The 23682-nt window shown below is 46.2% G+C and carries 19 protein-coding genes; 10 read left to right on the forward strand and 9 right to left on the reverse strand.

All coding sequences use genetic code 11. The features are described from left to right. Positions 1–67 precede the first annotated feature (67 nt). Positions 68–1348 carry a sensor histidine kinase gene (locus tag ACYVE4_RS25745; RefSeq protein ID WP_461043335.1) on the forward strand — a complete coding sequence of 427 codons (1281 nt, stop codon included), beginning with the start codon at positions 68–70 and terminating at the stop codon, positions 1346–1348. Between the two features lie 110 nt (positions 1349–1458). On the opposite strand, the gene ACYVE4_RS25750 is transcribed toward ACYVE4_RS25745, so the two are convergent. Continuing rightward, on the reverse strand, positions 1459–2406 hold the full coding sequence (locus tag ACYVE4_RS25750; protein ID WP_461043155.1) for a DUF4886 domain-containing protein: 948 nt from the start codon (positions 2404–2406) through the stop codon (positions 1459–1461). Positions 2407–2606: 200 nt separating this feature from the next. Between ACYVE4_RS25750 and ACYVE4_RS25755 the strand changes: the two genes are divergently transcribed. From ACYVE4_RS25755 to selD, 3 genes are all read left to right on the forward strand, one after another. Then, positions 2607–3155, forward strand: coding sequence for a hypothetical protein (locus ACYVE4_RS25755; protein ID WP_461043156.1), 549 nt, complete (start codon positions 2607–2609; stop codon positions 3153–3155). 193 nt (positions 3156–3348) lie between these two features. Continuing rightward, positions 3349–4419, forward strand: coding sequence for a tRNA 2-selenouridine(34) synthase MnmH (gene mnmH / locus ACYVE4_RS25760; RefSeq protein ID WP_461043157.1), 1071 nt, complete (start codon positions 3349–3351; stop codon positions 4417–4419). Further along, positions 4400–5440 carry a selenide, water dikinase SelD gene (selD, locus tag ACYVE4_RS25765; RefSeq protein ID WP_461043158.1) on the forward strand — a complete coding sequence of 347 codons (1041 nt, stop codon included), beginning with the start codon at positions 4400–4402 and terminating at the stop codon, positions 5438–5440. Before mnmH ends, selD begins: the two co-directional genes overlap by 20 nt. A 65-nt stretch (positions 5441–5505) precedes the next feature. Here selD and ACYVE4_RS25770 read toward each other — a convergent pair whose 3' ends face one another. Further along, entirely contained in the window at positions 5506–6915 is a 1410-nt protein-coding gene (locus ACYVE4_RS25770; protein ID WP_461043159.1) for a hypothetical protein, read from the reverse strand. Further along, complete coding sequence (locus ACYVE4_RS25775) at positions 6912–7502, reverse strand: hypothetical protein (protein WP_461043160.1); 591 nt, start codon at positions 7500–7502, stop codon at positions 6912–6914. The genes ACYVE4_RS25770 and ACYVE4_RS25775 overlap by 4 nt, the downstream gene beginning before the upstream one ends. Positions 7503–7877: 375 nt before the next feature. On the opposite strand from ACYVE4_RS25775, the gene modA reads away from it, so the two are divergent. The 3 genes from modA (at position 7878) to ACYVE4_RS25790 (ending at position 10186) form a co-directional block, all read left to right on the forward strand. Next, positions 7878–8618, forward strand: a complete 741-nt coding sequence (gene modA / locus ACYVE4_RS25780) for a molybdate ABC transporter substrate-binding protein (protein ID WP_461043161.1) — start codon at positions 7878–7880, stop codon at positions 8616–8618. An 87-nt stretch (positions 8619–8705) separates the two neighbouring features. Continuing rightward, positions 8706–9371: a molybdate ABC transporter permease subunit gene (modB, locus tag ACYVE4_RS25785; protein ID WP_461043162.1), complete on the forward strand. Its 666-nt coding sequence runs from the start codon at positions 8706–8708 to the stop codon at positions 9369–9371. Then, on the forward strand, positions 9368–10186 hold the full coding sequence (locus tag ACYVE4_RS25790; protein WP_461043163.1) for a sulfate/molybdate ABC transporter ATP-binding protein: 819 nt from the start codon (positions 9368–9370) through the stop codon (positions 10184–10186). Before modB ends, ACYVE4_RS25790 begins: the two co-directional genes overlap by 4 nt. Before the next feature lie 8 nt (positions 10187–10194). Here the strand turns inward: ACYVE4_RS25790 and ACYVE4_RS25795 are convergent, their stop codons facing one another. Then, positions 10195–11931, reverse strand: coding sequence for a tetratricopeptide repeat protein (locus tag ACYVE4_RS25795; protein ID WP_461043164.1), 1737 nt, complete (start codon positions 11929–11931; stop codon positions 10195–10197). Positions 11932–12111: 180 nt separating this feature from the next. Further along, the gene (locus tag ACYVE4_RS25800) at positions 12112–12804 is read right to left on the reverse strand and encodes a hypothetical protein (RefSeq protein WP_461043165.1); all 693 of its coding nucleotides are present in this window, start codon (positions 12802–12804) and stop codon (positions 12112–12114) included. 178 nt (positions 12805–12982) lie between these two features. On the opposite strand from ACYVE4_RS25800, the gene ACYVE4_RS25805 reads away from it, so the two are divergent. Both ACYVE4_RS25805 and ACYVE4_RS25810 read left to right on the forward strand, forming a co-directional pair. Next, positions 12983–14305 (forward strand): hypothetical protein, encoded by a 1323-nt coding sequence (locus ACYVE4_RS25805; protein ID WP_461043166.1) that lies wholly within the window; start codon positions 12983–12985, stop codon positions 14303–14305. A gap of 89 nt (positions 14306–14394) precedes the next feature. Beyond that, positions 14395–15432 carry a spore photoproduct lyase family protein gene (locus ACYVE4_RS25810; RefSeq protein WP_461043167.1) on the forward strand — a complete coding sequence of 346 codons (1038 nt, stop codon included), beginning with the start codon at positions 14395–14397 and terminating at the stop codon, positions 15430–15432. Between the two features lie 109 nt (positions 15433–15541). Here the strand turns inward: ACYVE4_RS25810 and ACYVE4_RS25815 are convergent, their stop codons facing one another. Continuing rightward, the gene (locus tag ACYVE4_RS25815) at positions 15542–15976 is read right to left on the reverse strand and encodes a DoxX family protein (RefSeq protein WP_461043168.1); all 435 of its coding nucleotides are present in this window, start codon (positions 15974–15976) and stop codon (positions 15542–15544) included. A 262-nt stretch (positions 15977–16238) separates the two neighbouring features. Here ACYVE4_RS25815 and ACYVE4_RS25820 point away from each other — a divergent pair, with 262 nt between their 5' ends. Beyond that, positions 16239–16949, forward strand: coding sequence for a DUF2461 domain-containing protein (locus ACYVE4_RS25820; protein WP_461043169.1), 711 nt, complete (start codon positions 16239–16241; stop codon positions 16947–16949). Between the two features lie 16 nt (positions 16950–16965). Here the strand turns inward: ACYVE4_RS25820 and ACYVE4_RS25825 are convergent, their stop codons facing one another. The 3 genes from ACYVE4_RS25825 to gltB all read right to left on the reverse strand — a co-directional run bounded on the left by ACYVE4_RS25825 (position 16966) and on the right by gltB (position 23364). Next, positions 16966–17169, reverse strand: a complete 204-nt coding sequence (locus ACYVE4_RS25825; RefSeq protein WP_461043170.1) for a hypothetical protein — start codon at positions 17167–17169, stop codon at positions 16966–16968. A 101-nt stretch (positions 17170–17270) separates the two neighbouring features. Then, positions 17271–18776, reverse strand: a complete 1506-nt coding sequence (locus ACYVE4_RS25830) for a glutamate synthase subunit beta (RefSeq protein WP_461043171.1) — start codon at positions 18774–18776, stop codon at positions 17271–17273. A 13-nt stretch (positions 18777–18789) separates the two neighbouring features. Then, positions 18790–23364 carry a glutamate synthase large subunit gene (gltB, locus tag ACYVE4_RS25835; protein ID WP_461043173.1) on the reverse strand — a complete coding sequence of 1525 codons (4575 nt, stop codon included), beginning with the start codon at positions 23362–23364 and terminating at the stop codon, positions 18790–18792. Between the last annotated feature and the right edge of the window lie 318 nt (positions 23365–23682).

Genomic DNA, 23682 nt, shown 5'->3' on the forward strand with positions numbered 1-23682 from the left:
ATGGGGTTATTATTAACATATGCTCTCTACCTTTACCCTCTGCCCCGAACCCTTTGCCTTCTGCTCAATGCACATCAACCTGCGAACGCGTTACCTGATTTATATCTCCATTGTTCATTTGGTGCTTATTGCACTGATTGGCTGGATCTTACAGCAAGATAAACTACTGTTTATTGCCTCAGAAATCCTGATTCTGGCCTCTGGTTACGTAGCATTGCGTATTTATCAGCTTTTCCAGCAGCCGTCCGAATTTATTGCTTCCGGTATTGAAGCCATTCGGGATAAAGACTTTACGGTCAAATTTGTGCCAACGGGTAATCAGGAAGTAGATGAACTCATAATGGTCTATAATCTCATGATCGACCAGCTTCGACTCGAACGTACCCGACAGGTGGAACAGCAATTTTTCTTAAACAAACTGATCGAAGCCGCGCCCATCGCTATCCTGATTTTCGACTTCGATGGAAATATTGCGTCTGTCAATCCACGGGCCAGTACGTTGTTATCCGTAAAATCCGATGATGTGGTGGGTAAGCCACTGGATGCGCTAGGGTATTCGTTACTAGCGCAAGTAGCTGATTTAGCCGACGGAGAATCACGGGTGATGAAGCCAAACGGCATCGAAACCTACAAAGTGCTCCGGGCGAATTTTATGGACAGAGGTTTTCGGCGGTCGTTTCTAATTATTGAAGAACTTACCCCCGAAATTCTGGCGACGGAAAAGAAAGCCTACAGCAAAGTTATCCGGATGATGGCGCACGAAGTGAACAATTCGATTGGCGCCGTAAACTCAATTCTTGACATTTCACAATCCTACGTTGACGAACCTGATGTACAGCATGCTGTGCAGGTCGCTATTGAGCGGAACAATAGACTGAATCGCTTTATGCGTCGATTTGCCGACGTAGTGCGATTGCCACAACCCCAGAAACAACTGAAGGACATTAGCGAGATTGTTCGAAATGTAGTGCGACTTATGCAGCCAATGGCAGATGGGCAAGGTATTCCATTGACTATTCTGGACGACGAACATAATGAACAACTGGTTGATGTGGAGCAGATCGAGCAGGTACTTCTAAACGTAATAAAAAATGCCATTGAAGCCTGTAAGCCAGGTCAGGTCGTTGAAATTAACAGTAAAGCACACGAGTTACTCATCCGCGATAATGGGCAACCCATTCCAGTCGAAGAAGTTGGAAATCTCTTTAATCCGTTCTACAGCACAAAACCAGAAGGACAAGGTATTGGTCTGACGCTCACTCGTGAAGTGTTGCTGAGTCACCAACTTTCATTCTCGCTCAAAACGGGCGATGATGGTTGGACAGAGTTTCGAATTGGATTTGCCTAAAAAAGAAAAGCTCCAGCAGATTGACTACCGGAGCAAATGAAACGTAACTCTCTTAAAACGCAGAATCGCCAACTTTATTGTGTGGCCTGAAACAAAGAAGCTAGTATTTTTCACTTTATTTTCACTCTCTTCTGCTTCTTGACCGTTTTCCAGGCAACTTTTCTCAATTGGCGGGCAAAATCATCGTCTACTTCAGCAGGTTTGAAAGTTAGTTTGACGGGCGATTCGCCAAAGAGGAAGCTATACCAAACCAATCCGCCTAAGTAGCAACCAGCCTCGTTGGCGTGGTGAGAATCGAAAACTAATTTGTCTTTATCCCAGCGATAACCCACATGCAGTGAATGCGTCTGATCTGGTAGGGTGGAGGATTTTGCCTGTTTGGGATCGAACGAGTTGTCTTTTTGGTACGACCATTTCGGGCTGGAGTTAATTTGCCAGAACGCATCGCCGTTGGGAATGAGTGAGATTCCTAATTCGTTGGCAATGGTATGATAAGCCGACCTCGATTTCTCCCACATTTGTTCTGAACTTTTGGCCGAATCACCACTCGCTATCCGACTAAAATCCTTTGAGTCAGTTCGGTAAGCCCAGGTCTGGTGAAAGACGATGGTTGCATTTGGCTGTAGTTTCTTGACATAATCGTATAAGTTGCGGGCGTAAGGTCGATACGTTTCTACATCGCCGGAAAGTATGGACGCCTGCTGAATGGTAACAATATCCCAGACGCCGTCTGAAAGCAGCATCTTCAGCGATTTTCCATTATAAGGTTTTCCTTTTGGATCATCGGGATTCAGCTCGGCCGCTTCAGCATGCTCCCAATGCCGTTGTAGTGAACTGCCGCCAATTTCGGCGCGTCCGATTACCAATACGTGACCACCTTCTTTACTTAACTCGGGTAAATACTTCGATGCGTTTTGCGAAAAACTATTGCCAATCATAAACAAACGTAAAGGCTTTTCGCGGCCGTTCGGTTGAGCCTGCGAAAACGCGATTTCTACCGAAAAAAGAAGAAAAAATAGAAAGATTGTCTTTTGGAGAAACGGATAAGGTCGTATCATTTTTAGATAGAATCGAATAGGGCTTTCATGAACCTGGTAAGCTCTCCTTATATAGGTTCAATCAGGATGTTTTTTACTTGTCATTGCAGTTGTGAAAAACAGAAAAGAGAATACGTTCGCGAAACAATCTCTTTCGGATTCCGATTGTACTGGTTGGATCGGGTTGGTAAAATCCGTACTAATTTTAGCCAGAATTGACCATGAAAACTACCTGTTTGCGAATTCTTAGCGTACTTTTTCTCCAACTGATCGCTCTGACCCAACTGATGGCTCAGCCGGAATTTGACGTTCGAAAAGTGCGTTGGGGGTTTTCGCCGAAGCAGGTCAGGGAATCTGAAGCTACTAAACCAACGTCGGTAAAAAAAGAAAAACTCACTTACGTCCAGGTTCCTTTAGCAGAACGGAATGTCGGGCTTGAATATGAGTTTAACGGCGATTCGCTTTTGTCGGCGAACTATTTTTATTACGTAAGGGCAAGCATTACAGAAGCTGATGTAAAACAGGCCGCCATTGACCTGGCCGCTTTGATAACGGATAAATACGGTAAAGGAAAAACCGCGCAAGTGGGCGAACTCCAAACCGTAACCTGGTTAACCCCGCGCACCCAAATCCGCCTGGCATTAGGAAATACCGATCGTGGCTGGTCAGTAGAAGTTACGTACCTGTGCCGAGTTTGCTCAGGCGACTCCAAAGACGCAGAATTAGCAAAAACACCCTGGAAACCGCTTAAAGAGGTTCAGGATTTATAGGCCATCTGAAGGAGAACAATAAACGGATGAAGAAACTAGCCGCTGATATGTTGCAGCTCGTTGAGTTAGTGTATTCCCCCATTGAGAACCTAACATCGGAACCCCTACTAATTGACGTATCTGATTCAGTGCGTTATATGGTTTACGGTTTCTCGGATTGATGAGCGATATTCGTATCATTCTTTCGAGTACCATGATTAAATCCATAACAATAGGTGATTTCCTGAGTCTTGAACAGTCTGTAAAGCTGGCAGATGTGCGTACGCCCGCTGAATTTGAGCATGGACACATTCCCGGCGCTTTCAATTTGCCATTATTCAGTAATGAGGAACGTGTACAGGTTGGCACTACGTATAAGCAAGTCGGGCGGGAACAGGCAATACTATTAGGTTTTGATCTGACAGGGCCGAAATGGTCGGGATTTATCCGACAGGCGCTGGAAATGGCTCCCGATAAAAAAATTGCCGTGCATTGCTGGCGCGGAGGTATGCGTAGCGGTGCCATGGCCTGGGCGCTCAACTTATATGGGTTTGACGTTTACCTGATTGAGGGCGGATATAAGCAATATCGTCGATGGGTGCTTGATCAATTCGAAACCCTCTTCCAGTTGGTGATTCTTGGCGGGATGACGGGCTCGGGTAAGACCAGAATTCTACAGCAACTTCGTACAATGAATCAACAGGTTATCGATCTGGAGGATTTGGCCAAGCATCAGGGATCATCATATGGAACGCTAAATCGATTGATACAACCGACACAGGAACAGTTTGAGAATAACCTGGCTGACCAGCTAAAAACATTGGATCGACAACGACCCGTATGGGTAGAAGACGAAAGTTTAAAGATCGGAAAATTGATTATCCCGAATTCATTCTGGCGTCTGATGGGAGCGTCTGTATTGATTGATATTCAGGTTGATCTGGAAAAGCGTGTAGCGAATCTGGTTGACGATTACGGTAAGCTGGACAAAGATTTTCTGATGGTCTGTACCCAGCGAATCCATAAACGACTTGGCCCACTTCAAACCAAACAGGCGATTGCTGCTATTCAGGAAGATCGGATGGCGGATTTTATCAGACTGGCGCTAGTCTATTACGATAAAAGCTATCGGAATGCGTTAGGCAAACGTAAGGCTGACCAGATTTTTTCACTACCCCTTTCCAACTCAGCAATTTCTAGTTGCGCTGAGCAATTGATCTCATTTATTGAAACAATCGACGTACAAAAAAAGGGCGTCCAAACGAATGAATACACCAACAGTTAAACTCACTCAATACTCGCATGGTGCTGGTTGTGGCTGTAAAATCAGTCCGGCTATTCTCGATAAAATACTTCATAGCCCAGTCACACAAGCAGTAGACTCGCGTTTGCTGGTTGGCAACGATAAGCGAGACGATGCCGCCGTACTCGACATGGGTAACGGAACAGCCCTGATTTCGACAACCGATTTCTTCATGCCGATTGTTGATGATGCTTACGATTTCGGACGTATTGCGTCGGCCAACGCGATCAGTGATGTGTATGCTATGGGTGGCAAACCGATTCTGGCAATTGCAATTCTGGGATGGCCGATTAATATTATTCCACCTGAAGTTGCCCAAAAAGTATTGGAAGGATCTCGGGCCGTTTGTGCAGAAGCGGGTATTACGCTGGCGGGTGGGCATAGCATCGATTGTCCTGAACCCGTTTTTGGTTTGGCTGTCAACGGCCTGGTCAATATTCCTCAATTAAAACAAAACTCAACCGCAACGGCTGGTTGCCGACTGTACCTGACCAAACCACTTGGTGTCGGAATTCTCTCCACAGCTCAAAAAAAGGACATTCTACGTGCCGAAGATGCTGCCACCGCCTTGCATAACATGACGACCTTGAACAAACTGGGCGAAGTATTCGGCCAACTGGAAGGTGTTAAAGCTATGACCGACGTAACCGGTTTTGGATTACTCGGCCACCTGTCCGAAATGTGCGAAGGCAGTGGGCTATCGGCCGTAATTGAATTTGACAAAGTGCCGGTGATCACCAGTATCGATTATTACATGGATAAAGGTTGTTTTCCTGGCGGTACTCAGCGAAACTGGGCGAGTTATGGTCACAAGGTAGGTCAGTTGACGGATAAGCAGAAATACATTCTGGCTGATCCGCAAACCAGTGGAGGGTTGCTCGTGGCTGTTTTGCCGGAAAATTCAGCCGAGGTGGAGCATATCTTGCAAGAGCACGGCCATCCATACCAAAGTTTGGGCTGGCTAAAACCGCAGGATGGAAGTTCGCTGATATCGGTCGTATAGCCATAATCCCTCCAAACTGCGCATTAGCTCAAGCAGTCTACTCAGGCTCGGCTTTTAAGGGAAAGTCAGGAGACTGTATTGATGGATATTGGTTGTGATTCCCACCGATACAGCCAGTTCGAAAGCCGCTTAAATAGAGACGTAGAACCCAGATAGAAATACATCAAAAAGAGAATTTTGAAAAACCCTCGTCGGAAAGTATAAGGAATATTGGCCCCTTCAATGTGCAAAATCAGGAAGCCAAAGAATAGGTACGTTGCTACTATCCAGATAAGTATGGATAGACCATATCTGTCTCGAAAAATGATCAGATTCAGTATAGTAAGTGCTAAAAACACCACGACAGCATAATTCCAGTACGTTTCATGAAGAAGCACGGAGTCTGTCATAGCCTGATAAACAGCGAATAATTCAGTAAAGTAGTTGCCGGAAATGGTTTGAAATGTGCCTAAATGGGCGTTGGGGGGCAGGGTCACGTATCCGCGCAGAAAAATGTAATTCCAGAGAATAAAGGGTAGGAGACAGGCCGAAACCAGTGTTAATGCTCTCAGGATTGCTTTGCCCGGTGAGGTACGTAACGATTTGCTAAACAGTAATAACGAACCTGTTGAAACAAATAAAATGGTTTCTGTACGTGTCCAGCATGCGAAAACAAAGAACAATAGCGCGGCCAGGAACGTACTGCGTCGTGGAACGTCAAAATAGCGCTGAAGCAACATTACTCCAGTCGCGAAGAAAGCCGCATTGGCCCAATCGGTTTGCACCAGGAATGTGTAAGCAAATAATTCCGGGCTACAAGCCAGGGTTGTAATGAGAATACCCGCTAGTAACGGATGAATTCGATCGCGTAGTTCGCCATAGAAAAATAGTCCAAAAGTAATAACCAAAATTGTAAGCCATATTTTGCCAAAAGCAAATGCGCCTATGCCGTTAGCCGCGAGCAAATAAATGATTTGCTGCATGGCCGTTAAAGGCGCGTAAAAGGGCTGATTACTGAATAACGAAACAGAGGGCAAATGACTGGTAAACACCGACGAAACCAGCGTATGTTCTTTCACCGCAAACGTAGCGATGAGATCAGGGCCGACAATAGTATCGAACGGGAGGTTTGGAAACCACGCACATTTCCAGGCGCTGATAAACAACAGGTACGCCCAAAATCCGAGAAAAGGCAATTCATATATCCGGACGGCTAACTGATTCCAGGTAAATAGGTTACGCAGGTAAGCTCGTTGCCCACGTAGTAAAGTAACAGAAAGAACCGCAAGTACACCTAGCCCGATAAAGACCGGAACTGTTGCAATCTGAATGCCAGTAAATTGCAGTAAAAACGGTAGTACAGAGCTAATGCCAAGCCCAGCCAGCATAGCGACGCCTAATAGACTAAATCCGTTCGTCATCGCCCGGAATCGGGTCGTTATGCCAAAACCAATCAGAAATTGGGTCAGGATGACAAATGCGATCGGTAGACTCATGGCTTTATCTTGTAGTAGGCACGAGCCTGTTCGGGTGTGTAGGCAAAGAAATGGGGATCGTATTTTCTGAATTCGGCCAGTACCAATGGACGATTATGTGGCTTAAATGTTAGCAGAAAAATCTTGTTCTCATACACCCAGAATGTGTGAGTGGCACGCTGTAACAGCGAATCGGGAGCCGTCATATCCAGCAAATGAACCGACATGCCGAGGTGATAATACAATACACTGGGATATAGCCAGTTATAGCCCGTCGACTTACCCTGTTGATACGCATTTCGAATGAGATATGCCTGCGGAGGTATCAGGAAGTAATCATCTGACTGACAGCGTTCGCGGATTAAATTAGTGAATACGTATGCATCGCCATACCCCTTCAGCTTTCGCGTAGCAACGTCGTTTTTGTTGCCCAATCTCGCTCGTTGCTCATAAAACCAATTCACTTTTTCCTGAAGCCAATCCTGATTTCGTGGCAACCAGAGCAGGAGTAGTAAGCTCAAACTACTTACTGCCAGATAGATAAACTGTACTCGCCAGAATCGTCTATTGGCGACAGAAGAAAGCGATTGAGCAGGAGAGTCTGGCATAATAATAAAGCAACGAAAGCCGTCTGCGAATATAAATAGCCCAGCCGATAATGATAAATAGGAGTCGATGGGAAGTTATTTTGATAACGCTATATTTGTGCGGAAATAACGGTCTGGTTTTTTGCCTTAATGGTAGCTTGCCTATCAGTGTAGTAACTTATAAGTATGTTTGATGCATTGGGTAATGAAGCGTAAACACTGACGATATCGAGGCTCGCTGTCACGGTGGAGCAAAATTGTATCAGGATGTTTTTCACAAGAATGGCCTCGATTAGAAAGCGATTGTTTCCCGACGGTACATTCATTCAGAATCCACAGTATTCCAGGCCACAGCGAATGAGTAAGAAATAACTGTTGGCGGCAAGATTGTACTCTATGAAAAAACTACTTTTTGTCCTCTTACTGTTCCCATTGAGTCTAGTTGCACAATCGTTACGCGTTGCGGTGGCAGCTAATGCTCAGTTTGTAATGGAGGAGCTTAAAACGGCCTTTCAGCAGAAAACGGGGGTTGCGATTGAACCCATTGTGAATTCGTCAGGGAAGCTTACAACCCAGATTCAGCAGGGCGCTCCTTACGATGTGTTTCTCTCTGCCGATATGGAGTATCCGCAGACATTGCATAAAGCAGGACTAACGATAGACGCACCCGTTGTTTACGCCTACGGTTCGCTGGTAGTGTGGACAGCGGGCGATTTGCCAATTGCAGCCAATTTGAAAATGTTAACTGACCCTTCCGTTCGGCATATTGCCATTGCTAATCCAGCTACTGCTCCCTATGGTGAAGCCGCTGTTTCGCTATTGAAATCCAGAAAGTTACTGGATCACATACAGTCAAAAATTGTGTATGGAGAGAGTATTGCACAGGTCAATCAATACATTCTGTCGGGGGCCGCAGAGGTTGGTTTTACTGCCAAATCGGTTGTGCTCAGCCCTGGTCTGACCAAGCGAGGGTATTGGGTCGATTTGCCCGCAAAAGAATATGCACCCATTGCCCAGGGCGTAGTGGTATTGAAACGTACGGAGCAGTCTAAAACTGCTCAACAATTTCTAGCTTTTTTGGGTAGTCCAACTGCCCGTCGTATTTTGCAAAAGTTCGGCTATCAAATTAAGCGATGAGTTGGCTGACGCCAGACATTATTGAGTGCGTCAGCCAACTCATCACGTATCGTTCATCACTCATCGCTGATCACTCATTACGCATCTATGCCCATTGACTGGGAACCGATCTGGCTAACACTACATCTGGCAGGAGTAACAACTTTGCTTCTTCTTGTTGTTGGCATTCCGCTGGCTGGCTGGCTGGCACTGAGCCGGTTTCGATTCAAACCGGTTGTTGAAGCCATTATTAGCTTGCCGTTGGTTCTGCCACCTTCCGTGGTTGGGTTTTATCTCCTCCTAACGTTTAGTCCGACGAGCGCAGTAGGAGCCTGGTTATTAAAAATCTTCGATCTGCAATTGGTCTTTTCGTTTGAAGGCTTAGTCGTAGCTTCGTTGATTTACAGTTTGCCATTTATGGTGCACCCTGTACAGGCGGGCCTTGAAAATCTGCCTGTTTCCTGGCGAGAAGCCTCCTACACGCTTGGACAGTCGCCCACCCGAACTTTGTGGCGAGTGCTGTTACCTAACTGCAAACCCGCTTTATTAACAGGTATCGTTCTGACATTTGCGCATACAATTGGTGAATTTGGATTAGTACTGATGATCGGCGGAAACTTGCCTGGACAAACCCGAGTGGCCTCTATTGCCATTTACGACGAAGTTGAACTACTTCATTTTCAAACGGCTCATGCCTACGCGGCCCTGTTACTAGCCTTATCGTTTGCTATTCTGTTACTGGTTTACATTATTAATAAGCGGGTAACAGTATGATCGAGATTGATGTAGTGACACCCCGCTTGTTTGCCGAAGGAACCAGCGATCTTACAGTTAACCTGGCTGTTGATTCGGGCAGTTTGACTGCTTTAGTTGGACCATCTGGTTCAGGTAAAACGACCTTGTTGCGATTACTGGCAGGTCTGGAAACACCTCAACAGGGACGTATTGTTGTGAATGAAATGGTTTGGCTAGATACGTATCAACGCGTGAATCGCCCACCTCAACAGCGATCTATCGGTTATGTTTTTCAGGATACAGCCTTGTTCCCAAATATGACCGTTCGGGAAAATATTCAGTACGCAGTAGCAACTGATCAGCAGCCGCTTGTTCAGGAGTTGATCGAAGCAACCGGGTTGAAATCGTTTGTTAATCAGAAACCTGCGCGATTGTCGGGAGGGCAACGCCAGCGTGTTGCCCTTGCTCGCGCGTTGGTACGTCGGCCCAAACTGTTGTTGCTTGATGAACCGTTTGCTGCTCTGGATGCACAGGCTAGTCAACTGTTACGTCAGGTTTTACTTAACCTGCATAAAACATGGAAAACGACTACGTTGCTGGTCAGCCACCATGAAATTGACGTTCAGACGTTGGCGGATCGCGTTGTTCAATTGGTTCAGGGACGTATTGAATCTGACAGGCTGCCTGACCAGCGTAGCGAATCAACCATTTTTCGGGAACGTATCACTCGAATAGAGTATGACGAGGCTCAACAACTATGGCTCATTGAAACCACGACGACAAAATTACAGTCAACAAATCCGGATTGGAGAAACCGGCGCGTTGGTGATTTGATTCAGATAAATTTTCGATAATCGGTAAGTTAGTTGCTGGCCGTCAGTAACTTACCGTTAGCTTTTAACCATTCCTTCGCCTTTTTGACTTGAGGCCGGTCTGAATCCGCTTCGTCCCAGGTTTTCAGAAACACTTCATACGCTTTGGCGGCTTCAGCACGATTTCCTTCGGCCTCCCAGACCTGAGCCATACCAAAAAGTGGAAAGCCGCTATTGGGTCGTTCTTTCAGTAACGACTGATACGTAGCGCGGGCTTTGTTCCATAGTTTGGCGCGTTGATAAGCCTGGGCAAGCGTTAATAATATGGGACGGTGGTAAATGGGCGGTTCGGCGTAACCTTGCTCTTTTTCCAGTTTAACCGCTTCTTTCAATAATTTAAATGCTTTGGCCGTATCGCCAGTCGAGCTGTAAACCAGCCCCTGCAATTCGTAGGAATACAAATTGTAATATTTCTGTTCATTTTCAGAAAGACTTTTTTCCTGTTGTCCAAGCCGCCATAACGTAGCATCCAGTTCGTCGGCGTACCGTTTTGCTACGTCGGTTTTCCCTTTTTCCCACGCATCCATTCCGCGTAAATAGGCTAAACCTAATTGCCGGAAGCCCTTAGCACTGACTAATTCTTTTTCCTTATTTTTCAATAACGTATCTCCCGCTGCACTTAGCGTCAATTTATCGGCTGCCTGACTCCAGTTACCAAAGCGCATTTCTAGATCAATCGCGTCAACAACACCGACTCGAAACAAAGCCGATTGATAATCTTTGGTCTTAGACGTATCGTCGGGAGCTTTGTAATCCTGATGCCGTTTTAAAATAGCCATTGCATCCCGATAACGGCCTTGCTCCACGTTGTTGGCAATCAGATAAAGTAAATTATGGCTGTAATTCCAGGTATCGAGCCGGTTTATGTGTTGCTCCGCCATGTACGCCGAGTCGACGCGCATCGATTCCAGAAACGATTGCCGGGCTTTTTTATAATTGCCTAATCGATAATAAATATGACCCGGCATGTGAACCATATGGCCTGATTTGGGGGCAAGCGACGCTAATTTGTCGGCACTTACGAGTGCCTGCTCCGGGCAGCAGTTTTCCATCTGATGCACCCAATAATGATGCACAGCGTGATGATTCGGCTGACTGATTAACAATTTTTCCAGGATGTATTGGGCATAAAGGGTGTTTTCGCCGGGTTTCCCATCAGGTTTATAACTGCCGCCAATGCTCCGATTCCATAAAACCAGCCGGGCTTCTTCATCGTCGGGATAGCGATACATCAGGTTTTCCATTTCCTGCATAAATACCTTTTCGCCTTTCTCTTTTCCGGCAGAGTCTTCGGCGATAATGGCCTGTAAATAGAGTTGTTCGTGTTCAGAAACGGTACTACGTAGCTTCTTGATTTTAGCTAATGCAGTCGCACGATTGGTTTTTCTTTTCTCGTCTGAGCCAGCCGGAGTCAGGTAAATTCCCCAATAAGCCATAGCCGCAGTTGAATCCAGTTTGGCAGCATACTCGAAAGCGCGTAATGCTTCAAAATCCCAGAAATCGTGTAGCAACGACAGTCCCTGATCGAAATACTTTTGCGCTGAATCAGAACGGGTCGTAATCTTTAGGTGGCTTTTGCCAATGCCGTCCATCAACTGCGGATTTGGTAACATTACCTTGCGAACGTTGGCGTCGGGTGAGCTGGCTGAATGATTATGAGCGTGTTGTGCCGTACTGGGAGACTGTAGCCACAAAATATTCAGTAGGGTTAGGAGATAGTATTTCATGCCTGTGGAGTTTCTTCTAAGATATGCAAAAAGCAGCGATGTGAGCTCCTCTTTTGAGTTTACGGTCTGATACTGTGTGTATTACTGTGTGAAACATTAAAACTGAAGCGGCTACCTCTTTTCTATGAAAAGAGGTAGCCGCTTTAATGAATCAGTGTGTGTCTGGATAATAGACAGTAATCAGTCTTTTGGAGTTACCACCAAATTGGCAAAATGAGCATTGGTACCGGGGCCAATCATTAGACCGATGGCACCTGCATCGTTCGGACCGTGTTTCAGATCATTGACGATCAACGTGGGTTGCGATGCGCCGTGGACATACAGTCGGGCCTTTTCACCCTCTACCACAATCTTTACTTTCGTCCATTCACCAGCTACCAGATCAACGTAGGATTCATACTTTTCCGGCGCTTCTTTGCGACTTACGTTAAAAGGGAAGTCAGGTTCGGCGCTATATTGGACGGAATGATTGCGTCGAACCTGATCATCAGCCCGGCCATTCGTTGGGCGCAGGTAGATGCATTCAAAAGTGCCGGTATCCGTAATGCGAAAGGCAATGCCAACAAAGCCTCGCGCCTGTTCACCAGCAGTAGGCAAGGGTTTACCAGCAACTTCCAATTCGATTGTGCCATTGTGAAAATGTAAATTCTTGATTTTTGCATAAATCTGCGAGGAACCCGCCGTCGACTGGTCTCCAGCATCGACCACGCGGACGGATTTTTTACCGAGATAAGTCTCGGCAGACAATTTTACATGAACTGGAATCAATCCATCCGTTGTGTTGAGTGGCAGTTTCTGCTGAGGTCCCTGAGCCATTCCAGTTGTAAGGCCAAAGGTGGTGAGGGCAAGCATGAACAATAATCTGATTTTCATGGATTTGGGAGTTTACGTTCTGAGATGAATCGTCTTGCTTTCGGTTTTCGTTGTACGTTTCATTACATTTGATTGAAGTGAGACAAACTTCCAGCTTGGCGGGCAAATGGACGATTCAAAGTCGTTCAACTTGTGTTCAAGTTTGCACAACGACGTAATGAACTGAAATTGACCGGTTATGGTCACGGAACAGCAAGACTGGCAACTCGCTCGGTGTCGCCAGTTAATCGAAGAAAAGTTAGCCTGGGAAAGTGCTGAAAGCTGGTCAACTCAGGATTTTGAGCAATTAAGCGAGCTGATTGCCGAACAGACGAACGTTACTTTAAGCGTAACGACGCTCAAGCGGGTGTGGGGTCGCGTGAAATACGAATCTGCCCCCACGACCACTACGTTGAATGCCTTAGTGCAATTTATCGGCTACGAAAACTGGCAGCAGTTCAAAAAAGGAGTACTGCCCAATTCTCCATCCATTACCGAGTTCCCAGAACCTACCGTTCCTATCGCCCCGAAAGCTGCTCGACCAAATTCAGCAAGACGATTGTGGTTCGGCGCACTGTTGCTTGTTGGCTTGGTCGTTTTGTCGGCTATTTTCCTGAATTACATGCAGCATCGGCCTCTTTCGCCGGATGATTTTTCGTTTAGCAGCCAGCGCGTAACGAAGGGAATTCCTAATTCGGTAGTGTTTCATTACGACGCTACGTCATCGCCCACCGACTCAGTATTTATTCAGCAATCGTGGGACCCAAGACGTCGACAACGCGTTCGGAAGAACGGTCACGAACATACGTCAATTTATTATTACCCTGGCTATTTCCGCGCGAAGCTGATCATTGGTAATCAGATTGTACAGGAACATAATCTGTTGATTCCATCGGAAGGATGGAACGTATCGGTCATGCAGGAACCAGTACCTGTGTATTTTAAGGAAGCAGAGGTTCGGCAAAAAGGTAGTTTAGGAATACCGGTAGCGATGATTCAGCAGCAGAATATTCCTATGCAGCCAAAAGCACCCACCGTTCGCTATCGCTATGTGCGGGAGTTGGGTGACCTTCGCAGTGACAATTTTACGATGGAAACCCGGTTAAAAAACGATTTCAAACAAGGGTCAGCTATCTGCCAGCGCGTTACCATTATGATTCATTGTAAGAATGAATACTTTTCTATTCCACTTTCGGCAAAAGGTTGTGTTGGCGATTTAAATATCTGCCTGCCAGGCTATTATGCCGATGCAAGAGACACGGATTTATCCGCTTTTGGCGCAGATTTGTCGCAATGGGTTGATGTTCGTTGCGAGGTACGTAATGGTTTAGTGAAACTATTTGTGAACAATAAAAAGGCTTACGAATTCCAGACAACTGCCGCGCCCAAAGACATTGTTGGGATTAGTTATGATTTTGAAGGAACAGGTTCAGTAGATGCCGTCCGATTTATAAAGCCAGATGGAAAAGTGATTTTTGACGATATATTTGATTCACCAATACTGGTTGAAAATAGTAAGTAATTATTTGTAAGTCAGAGGTTTGGGTATTTGTTTCTTTGAACTTAGCCAGCTGTTTAGACGTTTATTGTTTGTAGCCTCAACGTCTATTTATGCCTGATTTTAATCCGTCTTACATACTTTATACCGCTGACGCTCTGAATGGGAGAGGGGAGGCAGTATTGGCAAAATTTCCGCAAGCAGAAGCGCTTGAGGTGAAGCAGCACAATCGCTTACCTGAGCTGGGTATGAATCATTTCAAGATTAAATCCGACGTACTGGTACTGGGTCGATTGAAGTCGCAGGATATTAAATGGAGCGGACGTAGTGCAGATTACATTGCTCCGAGCCTGGCTAATGGGTGTTTTGGTGGATGTGCTTATTGCTACGTCGATCGACATAAAACCGTGAATCCTATTACGCTCTTCACCAACGTAGAAGAGAATATAGCATCGGTCGATCACCATGTCATGAGCCTGCCCTGGCCTAAATCAATCAACCAAACTGATCCTGAATTTTATACTTATGACATCGGCTGCAATTCCGACATAGCCATCGATTATGGTTTAACGGATGGCATTCGACAGGTATTCGAGTTTTATCGTGGACACCCGCGCGCGAAAGCTACGTTTGCTACGAAATTTGTGAATCAGGCGATGCTCAAATTTGATCCGCAACGAAAAGTGAGGATTCGGTTCAGCCTGATGCCCAGTCATGTAAGCAAGTTAGTAGATGTACGTACGGACAGTATCGAGAAACGTATCGCAGCCATCAACGATTTCTACGATGCAGGTTACGAAGTCCACGTTAATTTCTCACCGGTGATTGTTTACGGAGGGAAGCAGTGGCGCAACGATTACCGCAACCTATTTCGCCAGCTCGATGCATCACTACGTCCCGAGGTTCGGGCGCAACTCAAATGTGAAGTTATTTTTCTGACTCACAACCAGTGGCAGCACCAGGCTAATCTAGCCATCAATCCCAAAGCCGAAGAGTTATTGTGGGTTCCTGAATTACAGGAAAGTAAAGTGAGCCAATTTGGTGGCTGGAATATCCGCTACAACCACCAGCTAAAGCGAAAAATGATTGAAATTTTTGAAGGGTTAGTTCGGGAAGAGATTCCGTGGTGTGAGATACGGTATATTTTCTGACCGGGAGTTAACGGATTTGAGGATGAAACAGATTTTGCAAAGCGTTATCTAGCGAATTAATAACAAAATCAGCCTAATCAGTTAAATCACATTAATCCCGGTTCAGGTTCTAGTGGCTATGCTGCTTAACGTATTCATCCATTGAAAATCGTCCGGAGCCGATGACCAGGAATAAGAGTAGAAGCCCCAGAACGATGAGCGATAGCCAGAGTTCGGAATTTAAAGGTGAAAACCCTTCCCGAATGTTCACAAAAAACAGAGCACCAACCAGAATGGGTAATTGAAAAATTACCATTAACCGTGTCAGGCAACCGAGCATAATCAGAAATCCACCCATTAAGTGCGCAAAGGCAACATAATGCACAATCATCACCGTCCAGAGGCTAAAATGCAGGCCACCAACCAGTTTAGTCAGGTAAGCCGTGTCGCTAATGAAACTGATCCCTTTTAGAATCAGTATAATGCCCAGCATAATCCGCAGGACATCGGTCCAGGCGGGGTGATGCGTATCGCCCCAGTGCTCGATGCGTGTCAACAGGTTCATGTCTGTAAGCGTTTGATGAATATGTACCGAATCTACTGATTTAATAACTCTAAAGCAAACGATTAGTTATTCGATTTGTAATGATTATTAATGAATTAATCTAATTTTAGGTCTTTTGAGAAGTGCTTATGAACTTTTAAGAACGGGCAGTAAGGTGTTTCGAAAAGCCCTAGAAGAGTATGGTTAAATAATGCTGGACTGAACGTAAATAGGCGTTTAACGCTGTAAGCTATACAGGGAAATTGCCTAACTTTGATGAGTTATGGCAAAGCAATCGGTTTCAAAATCTACGTTTACAGCGTCTACGCTGGAGTTCATGCGCGAACTCGTTCAAAACAATAATCGAGAATGGTTTCATGCCAATCGGGCCCGTTATGATGAGGCAAAAGCCGAGCTCTGTGGTGTAGTCGAGCGTGTGCTGGCAGGCCTTAGCCCATACGAACCATTGGCTAATACGTCTGTAAAAGATTGCATCTTCCGTATCAATCGTGATATTCGGTTTTCGAAAGATAAAGCTCCCTATAAATCGAACTTGGCGTTTGCGATCGGCCCTGGTGGGCGACATTCTGGGCGGATTGATTACTATGTTCATATACAGCCTGATAATCAGTCATTTGTTGGAGCAGGTATGTGGCAACCCACCCCAGCGAACCTGGCTAAATTTCGGCAAGAAGTGGACTATAATGTTCAGGAACTGAAAGACATTATTGAAGCGGACGAATTCAAATCCTATTTTCCTGAAGCACATGGTGAGATGTTAAAAGTAATGCCAAAAGGCTATCCCGCCGATCATCCAGAAATAGATTTACTGCGCCGGAAAGAATTATTCTTCCTACATCGCTTCACCGATAAAGAAGTATTGAAGCCAAATTTCGCTGATGAAATCGTACGGGGTTGCCGAATCATCAAGCCGTACTGTGATCTGCTGAATTATTTATTCTACGACGAAAAAGAGGAGCCTGTGACCTTGTAGACATTGACAGTAGAATTCATCGAATGGTTAAATTCAGAAGTTCGTATTGATAGGCATCTCCATAATTTTTTCGCAAATAGTCATCCGCAACGGGATAAAGTAATTGTTTTGCTTCGTCTTCAGTAGGCTTCCTTTCGATATCGACAACTGTTGATACGTGCGTACTAACACGAATATCGTAGCAGACTATGAAAGCGCTTAGTGTGAATGAATTAGGCATGTTGCAAAGCCTACCAGAAGTTGTTTAAGGGTAGAATAATAAAAACCCTGCCGCTTAGTTAAACGGCAGGGTTTTTATTGGTTTATGCATAGATGGAAAGGCTACTCGACTGCTATCATCGAAACTGTTTTCGCTTCTAGTATACTATCACCCATAAGGTATTTGTCGGCGTAGCGAGCGGCTTCGCGACCTTCCGAAATTGCCCAGACTACCAATGATTGTCCACGACGCATATCACCGGCTGCGAATACTTTTGGGTTCGTAGTTGTCTGATAATTAATGGCTTTCACATTGCCCCGTTCATCGTATTCAACGCCAAGATCATCTAGCAGTCCGTTATGTTGCGGATGTAGGAAACCAGCGGCTAACAACGCCAATTCACAAGGAATATCACGTTCAGAACCCGGTAGCTCAACCATCTGCATTCGACCATTTTCCGACTTCCAGGTCAGATCTACGATACGCAGAGCTTTCAGGTTACCGTCCTCATCACCAATGAACTCTTTGGTATTGATTGACCAATGACGATCGCAACCTTCTTCATGTGAGGTACTGGTCCGGAGCATCATCGGCCAATTCGGCCAGGGTGTATTTTCGGCTCTCTCCTTCGGTGGCATAGGCATCAGCTCAATTTGCGTGACACTGTTTGCTCCATGCCGATTTGATGTGCCAACACAGTCAGAACCTGTATCGCCACCACCGATAACGACTACATTTTTATTAGTCGCCCAAATATCGTTGTTAGTGTATTTTGCTCCCTGATGATCAACCTCCAGCGGTTTGTTTGCGTTCCGCTTGTTTTGCTGACTCAGGAATTCCATTGCCGGATAAATGCCTTTCAGATCGCGCCCTTTTATTGGTAAATCGCGGGGAACCGTTGAGCCACCCGTGAGCATGACCAGATCAAAATCATTCTGTAAGTCTTTGGCCGATAGGTCGCAGGCTTTGTTTGATCCGCCAACATTAACTCCTGTTTTGAATGTAATACCCTCAGCTTCCATAACGGCTATCCGACGGTCGATGGTCCATTTTTCGAGTTTGAAATCAGGAATACCATAACGAAGCAGGCCCCCAATCTGATCGGCGCGTTCAAACACCGTTACTGTATGTCCAGCTTTGTTCAATTGGGCCGCTGCGGCCAGACCAGCCGGGCCAGAACCAACAACGGCTACTTTTTTGCCGGTCCGCTCTTTCGGTGGTTTTGGAACTACGTAACCGTGTTCAAACGCAGCTTCGATGATTGATTTTTCGATAAACTCAATCGCTACAGGCGGTTTATTAATACCTAATACGCAGGAGGCTTCGCAGGGGGCCGGACAAATTCGACCTGTAAATTCAGGGAAATTGTTCGTCGAGCTTAGAATTTCATAGGCATACGCCCAGTTCTTTTCATAAACGGCATCATTGAACTCAGGAATGATGTTGCCTAATGGACAACCACTATGGCAGAATGGGGTGCCACAATCCATGCAACGAGCTGCCTGCCGCTGAGAGTCCTGCTCTGAATGAGCTACTTCAATTTCTTTATAATCATGAATCCGCTGTTGCGGGTCGCGCTTTTTAGGTAATTCACGCGCAAATTCTAAAAATCCGGTAGGTTTTCCCATAGTACTATAATTCTTACCCGTTCGTCACGTCTACGACAATGTCCTGATAAACAATATTTTTGTCGCGGATTTGATCAGCCAGCGAAATACCTCGGCCAGCCAGCGCCTGACGGAAATCACCAGGCATTACTTTGACAAATTGACCAATAAGCGTATCCCAAGCCTGTATCAACGATAGCGCTACATTACTGGTAGTGTATTGGAAGTGCTTGTCGACATATTCTCGAACAATGCCTTGATCTTCCTCATTCAGACCTTCCAGACTGACCATTTCAGGATTGACTTTTGACGCAAACGAACCATCCTGATCCCAAACGTAGGCTACTCCACCTGACATACCAGCCGCAAAATTGCGTCCCGTTTTTCCAAGGATAATTGCTAAGCCACCTGTCATGTATTCGAGACCGTGATCACCAATACCTTCTACAACCACTTTAGCACCCGAGTTACGTACGCAGAATCGCTCGCCCGCCATGCCACGGATAAACGCTTCTCCAGATGTAGCACCGTAGAACGATACGTTCCCGACAATGCTATTTTCTTCTGGCTTGAATTGTGCCGTCCGGTCAGGATAAACAATTAATTGTGCACCGCAGAGTCCCTTGCCGAAATAGTCGTTGGCATCACCTTCGAGTTCGAGTTTAATACCGCTCGTACTAAATGCACCGAAACTTTGGCCGGCAGTGCCGCGTAGTTTAACATGAATGGTGCTTTCTGGTAGCCCTGGTCCACCGTACACTTTCGAGATTTCGTTCGACAGCATCGTACCAATACTACGGTCGATGTTTTGTACTGTAAACTCACCGTAAACCGATTCTGCCGAAGCCAGCGCAGGTTGGGCAAGTTCAATCAGTTTCCGGTCAAGAACTTCGTCCAAATGGTGGTTTTGCTCTTCCTGCTTATAAAGAGCAACATCCAGATTGGTTGGTTCTTTATAAAGCAGCGCGTCGAGATTAACCTTTTTGTATTTCCAGTGAGCAAGATTTTCCCGCATTTCAAGCATTTGAGACTGGCCAACCATTTCGTTAATGGTTCGGAATCCCAGTTCTGCCATAATCTCGCGAAGCTCCATCGCCAGGAACGTAAACATGTTTACGACATGCTCTGGCTTACCCGTAAACAAAGCACGTAGTTCTGTGTTCTGGGTTGCAACGCCCACTGGGCAAGTATTCAGGTGACACTTTCGCATCATAATGCAACCCGTAGCGACCAGTGCGGCAGTGGCAACGCCAAATTCTTCGGCACCGAGCAGAGCGGCAATCGCCAGGTCACGACCCGTACGCATCTGACCGTCAGCCTGTACCGTTACTCGACCGCGTAGTTTATTTTTAACTAGCGTCTGATGCGCTTCGGCTAATCCCAGTTCCCAGGGAAGCCCTGCATGACGAATTGAAGAAAGCGGAGAAGCTCCCGTTCCACCATCATGGCCCGAAATTAGAATATGATCAGCGTGAGCTTTGGCAACCCCGGCTGCAATTGTTCCAACGCCCGCTTCCGATACGAGTTTCACGCTGATGCGTGCTTCCCGGTTGGCATTTTTGAGATCAGAAATCAACTGCGCTAAGTCCTCGATCGAATAAATGTCGTGGTGCGGAGGGGGCGAAATCAGACCAACGCCAGGGGTAGAGTGACGCGTCCGACCAATCCAGTCATCGACTTTAAAGCCGGGTAGCTGACCACCTTCGCCGGGTTTCGCACCCTGCGCCATCTTGATTTGTAATTCACGGGCATTGGTCAGGTAATAGCTTGTTACGCCGAAACGTCCTGAAGCAACCTGTTTGATACCCGAATTCATGCTGTCGCCGTTTTCGAGCGGGGTGTAACGGAGTTCATCCTCACCGCCTTCACCCGAATTGCTTTTACCGCCAATTCGGTTCATCGCGATGGCCAGCGTTGTATGTGCCTCCCACGAAATTGACCCGAATGACATCGCACCTGTCGCAAATCGTTTGAAAATGCTTTCTATCGGTTCAACTTCTTCCAGCGGTACAGAAATACCTTTTTTGAATTTCAGCAGACCGCGTAGTGTGATGGCTTTTTGGGTCTGATCATCAATCAGTTTCGAATATTTCTTGAAGATTGAGTAATCGTTCTTCTTGGTCGATTGCTGGAGCAGGTGAATCGTATCGGGATTGAAAATATGCTTTTCACCCCGCTGTTTCCACTGATAAATACCACCAACTTCCAAACGTGGAGTCATTACGGGAGCCTTTGGGAAAGCGACGCAATGTCGTACCAGAATTTCGCGGGCGATCTCGTCCAGTCCCATGCCTCCAATACGCGATACAGTGCCTGTAAAGTAGCGATTGACAACATCCTGATTTAGCCCTAGGCACTCAAAAATCATGGCACCCTGATACGATTGCAGGGTTGAGATGCCCATCTTCGAGAAGATTTTGAGTAACTCGCCATTGATTGCTTTGACGTAGTTTTTGAAGAGCTTGTCGAGATCGTAGTCCACGGCCAGCAAGCCTTTTTCTTTCATGCTGGCAATCGTCTCAAACGCCATGTACGGGTTTACGCCCGATGCGCCATAACCAATCAGCGTAGCAACGTGGTGCGTTTCCCAAACATCGCCCGCTTCAACTACGATACCAATTTTACCCCGTAATCCCTGGCGAATCAGATAATGGTGAATCGCTGACGTTGCCAATAGCGACGGAATCGGAGCATGGTTAGAATCGAGCGAACGGTCAGACAAAACCAGAATGGAATAACCATCCTGAATTGCATCCTCAGCGTAGCGACAAATGCGGTCAAGGGCTCGTTCGAGGGAACTACCTGATCCATCGACCGTAAACAGACAGTTGATGGTTTTAGCCTGAAACTTCGGTTGATCAATAAAACGAAGTTTGTCGAACTCCTTGGTTGTTAGTACAGGTTGCTCTAATTCAACCTGATGGCAATGCTCGGGCGATTCACTGAGTAGGTTATACGTTGCCCCTACAAACGAAATGAGCGACATAATTGACCTCTCCCGAATCGAGTCGATCGGTGGGTTCGTTACCTGAGCAAATAACTGTTTGAAGTAATGGCTCATGTGCTGGCTCTGATCCGATAGTACCGCCAGTGGTACATCTGTACCCATCGATCCTAGCGCTTCCTTACCCGTTTCGACCATCGGAGCCAGAATCATGCGCAAGTCTTCGGACGTAAAACCAAAGGCCTGCTGCATCGGAAGTAGCTTAACCGGATCGTATGGATTGTACGAGCGGATCGGCGCTTCCAGATCCTGAATTTTGATTTTATTATCAGTAAGCCACTCTTGGTAGGGCTGTTTCGAACAGATGTCCGCTTTTATTTCTTCGTCCGAAACAATCCGTCCCTGCTCCATATCAACCAGGAACATTTTGCCGGGCTGTAAACGACCTTTCGAAACAACCGTAGCTGGATCAATATCCAGTACACCTACTTCGGAAGCCATAATGACTACATCTTCATTGGTTACCCAGAAACGTGATGGACGTAGTCCATTTCGGTCGAGGGTGGCACCAACGATGCGTCCATCTGTGAAGGAAATCGACGCTGGACCATCCCAGGGTTCGATAAGTGCAGCGTGGAATTCGTAGAATGCTTTCCGAACCGGGTCCATGTGTTCGTTACCATCCCAGGCTTCGGGAACAAGCATCATCATGACGTGGGGCAACGACCGGCCGCTCATCACCAACAATTCAATGGCATTGTCGAGGTTTGCGGAATCGGATTGTTTAGGGTCGCAGATGGGTAATAGCATGTCCATCTCTTCCTTGGTAAACTTGGATGATTCCAGAAGGCCTTCAGCCGCTTTCATCCAGTTTACGTTTCCCCGAACCGTGTTGATTTCACCATTGTGGGCAATATACCGGAATGGCTGAGCCAGTTTCCAGCTTGGAAATGTATTCGTGGAAAAACGCGAGTGCACAACACCAAGCGCCGAAACCACTTCTTCATTCTGTAGATCAGGGAAGTAGGGCTCCAGTTGCAGCGTCGTCAACTGGCCTTTATAGGTAATGGTACGGCAAGAAAGCGATGAAAAGTAAAAGTGATCAACACCCGCAATCGTTTCATTAATGATGCGGGTGCTGTAATTGCGTAGAATATAGAGTTTACGCTCGAAATCTTCAGCGTTTGTGATGTCAACTGGGCGTTTAATAAACACCTGCTCCATCTGCGGTTCAGCCGAACGCGATCCGTTGCCAAGATCGCTATTATTGACTGGCACGACTCGATAACAAAGAAGTTCAAGGCCGAGTCGCTTCATCTTCCGGTTAAGCACCGCCCGGCATTCTTCCCGAAGCCATACGTCTTTCGGAAAATAAACCATTCCTACGCCGTATTCAAGCGCAGGAGGTAAGTGAACACCTAGCTTCCGAGTTTCATCAACAAAAAACTCGTGGGGTATCTGGATGAGCAAACCTGCGCCATCACCAGAATTGGGTTCCGATCCAACGGCCCCTCGGTGTTCCATCCGACGCAGCATTTGGAGTGCATCCGATACAATCTGGTGAGACTTACGGCCTTTAATATGGGCTACAAAGCCGATGCCGCAGTTATCGTGTTCAAACTCGGGGCGATATAAGCCCGCTAATTGGTCAACCTGATCAGACATGGTCGTAACAGCGTTGGATAATGCCTCCGTTTTCGGATTCTTAATTAAGAAAATTGCAAAAAACGGGAGCGATTTTTAAGAAAATCAAAAATTACTAAATAGTCCGACGTTTCAATTAATCCGGAGATGGTGGTCAGACAGAAGGGCGTTTGTGACAAAGTCTTGCAATATACTAACAAAAAAATTGGGCAAAAACAGCTTTTGTCGGAATTTCCTGTTAAACGGCCCGATTTGTAATTTTGATTATAATTGTTCTTGAAAAATGCCAATTTATTAATAGTGGTGCTATTTATCCAGAACGATTCTTGCTAGTTGATT

It is taken from the genome of Spirosoma harenae (genome assembly GCF_054776975.1).

What these genes read in the sequence shown, in the direction of transcription:
- ACYVE4_RS25825 (WP_461043170.1), bottom strand. Translation starts at nt 17,169, where the DNA reads ATGCCTAATTCATTCACACTAAGCGCTTTCATAGTCTGCTACGATATT.
- ACYVE4_RS25795 (WP_461043164.1), bottom strand. Translation starts at nt 11,931, where the DNA reads ATGAAATACTATCTCCTAACCCTACTGAATATTTTGTGGCTACAGTCT.
- modA (WP_461043161.1), top strand. Translation starts at nt 7,878, where the DNA reads ATGAAAAAACTACTTTTTGTCCTCTTACTGTTCCCATTGAGTCTAGTT.
- ACYVE4_RS25815 (WP_461043168.1), bottom strand. Translation starts at nt 15,976, where the DNA reads ATGAACCTGTTGACACGCATCGAGCACTGGGGCGATACGCATCACCCC.
- ACYVE4_RS25800 (WP_461043165.1), bottom strand. Translation starts at nt 12,804, where the DNA reads ATGAAAATCAGATTATTGTTCATGCTTGCCCTCACCACCTTTGGCCTT.
- modB (WP_461043162.1), top strand. Translation starts at nt 8,706, where the DNA reads ATGCCCATTGACTGGGAACCGATCTGGCTAACACTACATCTGGCAGGA.
- ACYVE4_RS25810 (WP_461043167.1), top strand. Translation starts at nt 14,395, where the DNA reads ATGCCTGATTTTAATCCGTCTTACATACTTTATACCGCTGACGCTCTG.
- mnmH (WP_461043157.1), top strand. Translation starts at nt 3,349, where the DNA reads ATGATTAAATCCATAACAATAGGTGATTTCCTGAGTCTTGAACAGTCT.
- ACYVE4_RS25755 (WP_461043156.1), top strand. Translation starts at nt 2,607, where the DNA reads ATGAAAACTACCTGTTTGCGAATTCTTAGCGTACTTTTTCTCCAACTG.
- ACYVE4_RS25775 (WP_461043160.1), bottom strand. Translation starts at nt 7,502, where the DNA reads ATGCCAGACTCTCCTGCTCAATCGCTTTCTTCTGTCGCCAATAGACGA.
- ACYVE4_RS25790 (WP_461043163.1), top strand. Translation starts at nt 9,368, where the DNA reads ATGATCGAGATTGATGTAGTGACACCCCGCTTGTTTGCCGAAGGAACC.
- ACYVE4_RS25750 (WP_461043155.1), bottom strand. Translation starts at nt 2,406, where the DNA reads ATGATACGACCTTATCCGTTTCTCCAAAAGACAATCTTTCTATTTTTT.
- ACYVE4_RS25805 (WP_461043166.1), top strand. Translation starts at nt 12,983, where the DNA reads ATGGTCACGGAACAGCAAGACTGGCAACTCGCTCGGTGTCGCCAGTTA.
- selD (WP_461043158.1), top strand. Translation starts at nt 4,400, where the DNA reads ATGAATACACCAACAGTTAAACTCACTCAATACTCGCATGGTGCTGGT.
- ACYVE4_RS25745 (WP_461043335.1), top strand. Translation starts at nt 68, where the DNA reads ATGCACATCAACCTGCGAACGCGTTACCTGATTTATATCTCCATTGTT.
- ACYVE4_RS25820 (WP_461043169.1), top strand. Translation starts at nt 16,239, where the DNA reads ATGGCAAAGCAATCGGTTTCAAAATCTACGTTTACAGCGTCTACGCTG.
- ACYVE4_RS25770 (WP_461043159.1), bottom strand. Translation starts at nt 6,915, where the DNA reads ATGAGTCTACCGATCGCATTTGTCATCCTGACCCAATTTCTGATTGGT.
- ACYVE4_RS25830 (WP_461043171.1), bottom strand. Translation starts at nt 18,776, where the DNA reads ATGGGAAAACCTACCGGATTTTTAGAATTTGCGCGTGAATTACCTAAA.
- gltB (WP_461043173.1), bottom strand. Translation starts at nt 23,364, where the DNA reads ATGTCTGATCAGGTTGACCAATTAGCGGGCTTATATCGCCCCGAGTTT.